This is a genomic window from Streptomyces sp. SID5785, from assembly GCF_009870065.1.
GTDB lineage: Bacteria > Actinomycetota > Actinomycetes > Streptomycetales > Streptomycetaceae > Streptomyces.
In genome coordinates this window covers 1-4,753 of the sequence record NZ_WWIA01000391.1, presented here as the reverse complement: position 1 = coordinate 4,753, position 4,753 = coordinate 1, and the positions used below count along the sequence as shown (strand labels likewise).

Sequence of the window (4,753 nt, the reverse complement as noted above, 5' to 3'; positions counted from 1 at the left end):
AGTGCTCCTGCGGCGCACGGGTGCAAGACGCCGCCCCGCCGGGTACAGGAGTCGGAGTCGGACCGCCCATCGACGCCCGCGTCGGAACGGGAGCATCGCCCATGCGTCTCTACGCCCAAACGCCTGCTCGCCGGACCCGCCAGCTGGTCGCGGACCTGATCGCCCTGCTCCTGATCGCCACCACGGTGGCCTTCGCGCTGACCGTCCGGCACGCGATCCTGGCCCTGGCCGAGCCGGGGCGGAAGGCGCAGAGCGCCGGAGACAGCCTCGCCTCCAGCCTGGACCGCGCGGGGGACGCCGCCTCGAAGGTCCCCCTCGTCGGGAACTCCCTGAAGACACCGCTGAAGTCCGCCGCCGGCTCCGGCACCGCCCTCTCCGACGCCGGGCAGTCACTGCAGGACACCGTGGGGCAGGTCGCCACGCTCACCACGCTCGCCCTGATCCTGCTCCCGACCGCGCTCATCCTGGTCGTCTGGCTGGTCCCCCGCCTGCTGTGGATGCGGCGCACCGCCACCACCGGCCGCCTCCTCGACACCCCGGGCGGCGCGGACCTGCTGGCGCTGCGCGCCCTCACCGGCCCGCAGCGCCCGCTGACGACGATCCCGGCCCCTCCCGGCGGCCTGGCCGACGCCTGGCGCCGCCGCGACCCGGACACGATCGAACACCTCTCGGCGCTGACACTCCGTCAGGCGGGGCTCAGGGCCGGGTAGACGCGGTCCGGGCGCCGCCCCGGACGATGGTGGAAGGGCAGCGGTTCAGGGCGCGACGCTGCCCCGCAGCAGCGCCGTCGCCGCCCGTGTCGCCCGTGTCGCGATGTCCTCACCGGTGTGGCGGGCGCCGGTCAGGAAGTCCTCCGCGTCCAGGGTGACGTAGCCGTGGGCGAGGACGAAGAGCTGCTCGAGGACGAGGAGCGCGTCGGACGGGTCGGCGTGGCCCGCCTCCCGGGCGAGGTCGAGCAGCAGTGTCATCAGGTCGCGGCCGGCCCGGGCCAGGTCGGCGTCGCGGAGGGGCCTCAGCTCCCGGGCGAAGATCACGTCGAGGCCGGCGCCGCGGTCGCGGACGTGGCGCACGTAGGCCCCCGCGATGGCCGCGAGCCGGTCGAGCGGGTCGGTGCCGGCCGCATGCGCCGCGGACTCCATGGTGCGGGTCAGCTCGTCGGCGGCCTGTGCCGCGACGACCGCGAGCAGCGCGTCCCGGGTGGGGAAGTGCCGGTACGGGGCGGCGGTGCTCACGCCGAGGCGGCGGGCGAGTTCGGCCACGGAGAAGCCGGCCATGCCCGCCTCCGCGAGCAGCGCGAAGCTCTCGGCGATCAGTGCCGGGCGGAGCTGCCCCCGAGCAGGGCGCTCACTGCGCGCCCCAGCTGGTGCGTCGGTCACGCGGTCCACCTTTCTTGACCACAAGTGAGAGGGCACTTACTTTAGATGTGATAGCCCTCTTACTTCTAGCCATGGAGGCCACACATGACAGGGATCGACGGCAAGGTGGTGGCCATCACGGGCGCGGCCAGCGGGATCGGCGAGGCGACGGCGCTGCTCCTCGCGTCGCACGGCGCGAGGCTCGTCCTCGCAGCGCGCCGGAGCGACCGGCTGGCGGCGCTCGCAGCCCGCATCGAGGCCGACGGCGGCACGGCGGTCTGGCGGACCACGGACGTGCGCCGCCGCGGGGACCTCACGGACCTAGTGGCGTTCGCCCGCGAGCGCTACGGCACCCTCGACGTCCTCGTGAACAACGCCGGGATCGGCCCCATCTCCCCCTTCGACGAACTGCGCGTCGAGGACTGGGACCAGATGATCGACGTCAACTTCCGCGGCGTGCTGTACGGGATCGCGGCGGCACTGCCCGTCTTCCGCGAGCAGGGCAGCGGCCAGTTCGTCAACGTCGTCTCGACCGCCGGGCTGCGCATCGTGCCGAACCAGGCCGTCTACGCGGCGACGAAGAACGCGGTCCGTACGGTGTCGGAGGGGCTGCGCCAGGAGGCCGGTCCCGACCTGCGGGTCACCGTCGTCTCACCGGGCCATGTCGGGACGGAGTTCGCCGACTCGATCACGAGCCCCACCGTCAAGGCGCAGGTCCGGGCGGTCGACTTCGCGCTCGCCCCCGACGACATCGCCCGCGCCGTGGCCTTCGCGATCGAGCAGCCGTCGCACGTGGACGTCGGCGACATCGTCGTCCGCCCCACGGCGCAGGGGTGACCCCGCACGGGCCCGGACTCGCGCCCCGGCTGCGGCGGGCCCTGTCAGTGGGACCGCTCGAGGGCCGGCAGGTCCGCGCACAGGGCGGCGGGGAAGCCGGGCTCGATGCGGTGCACGTCGACGCAGCCTGCGTGTGTGCTGCGGGCGATCGGCTTCCATCCGGACTTCTCGGCCCGGAAGAACCAGCGGTCGTTCAGGCCCGCCCCGCAGCCGGGCGCCGCCCCCTCGGGACAGGCCTGCCCCATGCGCATGAAGACGTCGAACACCAGCCACTTCCCGTCGCAGTGCTCGTCTCCGCGGGAGGTGTGCTGGGGCACGTCGAGGGCCATCACCGCCTGGTCGTAGGAGGCCGGAGTGCAGCCGGTGGGCGCGGGGTGGCAGCCGAGTTCACCGCACAGCCGCAGCGCGGGCAGGTGCGCGCCGTCCGCGGTGAACGCCGTGTGGGTGTCCGTCGTCAGCTCGCGGTGGCCGAGCGGGGACGGCAGTCGTACCTTCGCGGTGGCCGTCGACGTCTTGCGGCAGTCGGGGTTCGGGGCACCGCCCTCCAGGGCGCTGAACGTCACCTGAACCCACACCGTGCTCTCCGACGTGTCGGTGACGACCGCCTTGAGTTTGCGGGCGCATGTCTTTCCGCCGCCGGGCACCTCCGCGTCGACGCTCAGCGCGCGCCCGTCGTCGCCGAGCCGCGCCGCCGTCACCCGGAACGGCGCGAACGTCTTCCAGCGCGGTGACTCCGTCGGCGTCGTCGCGCCGTCGCCCCCGGATCCGGCGCGCAGCGTCCCGCAGGCGGCGAGCAGCAGTACGCCGACCACGCTCAACGCGACGGTCGCGGCCAGTGATCTTCCACGTCGCATGACTTTCGATCCCCCCCCGGATGAGTGTGCGATCCCCCGGTGACTATAGGCCGACACCGACGCGAACATGTCACCGATCGGGGTGCGAACTCCGCTCCTCGCCGTCCCCCTGACCGGCTGCGGCCGCGCCCCGGGCCCGGTTCACCCGCTCGAGCCGGGTCCAGCCCGTCCAGCCGCGTTCCGTGAGCAGTGCGATGAGCTGCCGGGCGGGCGGGACGGCGGCGAACGCGAGGGCGTCCATGAGCTCGGCGAACGGCGGCGCGACCCCCGTGTCGTCGATGTAGCCCTCGCCCTGCTCGTCGGCCGTCCTCGTGAGGTACGCGGCCAGTTCGTCGGCCAGTTCGACCAGTGCCGGGTCGTCAGGTGTGCGGTCGAGCGCCTGGCCGAGGGTGCGGTAGAAGCCGACGAACTGCGGATCGGCGAGCTGCCGTTGCTTGCGGTCCATCCAGTCCGGGACGCGCTCGGGCGAGAACGCGACCAGCGGGATCCAGCCGTCGCGTTCGACCTGGACGATCCGTTCGTCGACCCCGAGCGCCCGCAGCCGGTCCAGATACGCGACCACCTCCGGCGGCACCACCAGTCGGTCTCCGGAGGCCAGGCGGGCGATCCGCTCCCGGTGCCGCTGCCGTTCCCTGATCTCGGCGCGCAGCCGTCGGTCGATGTCGGCGATCGCCTCGGCGAACTGCGCCTCGTCGGCCCGCAACAGCTCGCTCACCCGGCTCAGCGGGACACCGGCCTCGGCGAGCGTACGGATCTTGATCAGTTCGACCACCGCACCCGCGTCGTAGCGGCGGTAGCCGGAGCGGTCCCGCTCCGGCTCCGGCAGGAGGCCCTTGGCGTGATAGTGCCGTACGGCCCGCACAGTCACTCCGGCGTACGACGCCAGCTCACTGATGGTCAGCATCCGGCCAGTGTCCTGGACGCCGGTCCGCGGGCCCGGTCACCCGCTCCGGACGATCTCCGCGATGTCCTGCGCATGGGTGACGACGAGTCGGTGGCCGGCGTCGAGCCGGTGGACGGCGATGTGCGGGAGCTCCCCGGCCAGCCGCTCGATGCCCGCCCTCCAGAGCCGGTTGTGGCGAGGGGCGCGCCCCTCGGTGCTGTCTCCGGCGATGGACGTCGACATGATCATGCGGATCGGGCGGGCGATCTGCCGGTAGCGGTCAAGGATCGCGGACCGGACGACATCCATCTCGAGATTCAGGTCGAGGATGTGCTGTGCGGTGAGCGTCATTTGATGCGCGGCGCCCTGCGCTCCCCGGGCCGCCTGCCACGCCGCCAGGTCGTCCGCCGCCGCCCGGAACTCGTCGAGGTCGGCGTCCGTGATGAAGGGCTCGGGCAGCGGGTTCGCTCCGTCGATCAGGACGAGCCCGTCAACGGCGTCCGGATGCCCGGCGGCATGGTGGACGGCCAGGTCCGCCCCCAGCGAGTGACCCACGAGGACCGGCGGTGCCGGCAGGTCGAGCGCCGCGAGCACAGCGCCGAGATCGCCGAGGAACGCGTCGAAGGAGTACCGGTCGGCGGCCGACGTCAGGCCGTGGCCTCTGAGGTCGAAGGTGATCACGTCGTGGTCGCGCCGCAGGAGCGAGGTCAGCTCGTGCAGGTCGGCCTGGGTCGAGAGCAGCCCGGGGCACAGGACCAGCGGCCGCCCGCGGCCGCCGCGCGTCACGGAGATCGCGACGCCGTCATGGTGGACGGTGCGGACCG

General features: G+C 73.2%; 6 protein-coding genes. 2 read left to right on the top strand and 4 right to left on the bottom strand.

Annotated features, from left to right (window positions below; translation table 11 throughout):
- The first annotated feature begins 101 nt into the window (after window positions 1-101).
- Complete coding sequence (locus GTW43_RS12815; RefSeq protein ID WP_161301786.1) at window positions 102-710, top strand: hypothetical protein; 609 nt, start codon at window positions 102-104, stop codon at window positions 708-710.
- A gap of 45 nt (window positions 711-755) precedes the next feature.
- On the opposite strand, the gene GTW43_RS12810 is transcribed toward GTW43_RS12815, so the two are convergent.
- Complete coding sequence (locus tag GTW43_RS12810; RefSeq protein WP_161301785.1) at window positions 756-1,376, bottom strand: TetR/AcrR family transcriptional regulator; 621 nt, start codon at window positions 1,374-1,376, stop codon at window positions 756-758.
- Between the two features lie 84 nt (window positions 1,377-1,460).
- Between GTW43_RS12810 and GTW43_RS12805 the strand changes: the two genes are divergently transcribed.
- Window positions 1,461-2,192, top strand: coding sequence for an SDR family oxidoreductase (locus GTW43_RS12805; protein WP_161301784.1), 732 nt, complete (start codon window positions 1,461-1,463; stop codon window positions 2,190-2,192).
- Window positions 2,193-2,236: 44 nt separating this feature from the next.
- On the opposite strand, the gene GTW43_RS12800 is transcribed toward GTW43_RS12805, so the two are convergent.
- From GTW43_RS12800 to GTW43_RS12790, 3 genes are all read right to left on the bottom strand, one after another.
- The gene (locus GTW43_RS12800; RefSeq protein ID WP_161301783.1) at window positions 2,237-3,046 is read right to left on the bottom strand and encodes a hypothetical protein; all 810 of its coding nucleotides are present in this window, start codon (window positions 3,044-3,046) and stop codon (window positions 2,237-2,239) included.
- Between the two features lie 70 nt (window positions 3,047-3,116).
- Window positions 3,117-3,950 carry a MerR family transcriptional regulator gene (locus GTW43_RS12795; protein ID WP_161301782.1) on the bottom strand — a complete coding sequence of 278 codons (834 nt, stop codon included), beginning with the start codon at window positions 3,948-3,950 and terminating at the stop codon, window positions 3,117-3,119.
- 36 nt (window positions 3,951-3,986) lie between these two features.
- On the bottom strand, window positions 3,987-4,753 hold a 767-nt coding region (locus GTW43_RS12790), incomplete at its 5' end, for an alpha/beta fold hydrolase (protein WP_161301781.1).

What these genes read in the sequence shown, in the direction of transcription:
- GTW43_RS12805 (WP_161301784.1), top strand. Translation starts at nt 1,461, where the DNA reads ATGACAGGGATCGACGGCAAGGTGGTGGCCATCACGGGCGCGGCCAGC.
- GTW43_RS12800 (WP_161301783.1), bottom strand. Translation starts at nt 3,046, where the DNA reads ATGCGACGTGGAAGATCACTGGCCGCGACCGTCGCGTTGAGCGTGGTC.
- GTW43_RS12815 (WP_161301786.1), top strand. Translation starts at nt 102, where the DNA reads ATGCGTCTCTACGCCCAAACGCCTGCTCGCCGGACCCGCCAGCTGGTC.
- GTW43_RS12795 (WP_161301782.1), bottom strand. Translation starts at nt 3,950, where the DNA reads ATGCTGACCATCAGTGAGCTGGCGTCGTACGCCGGAGTGACTGTGCGG.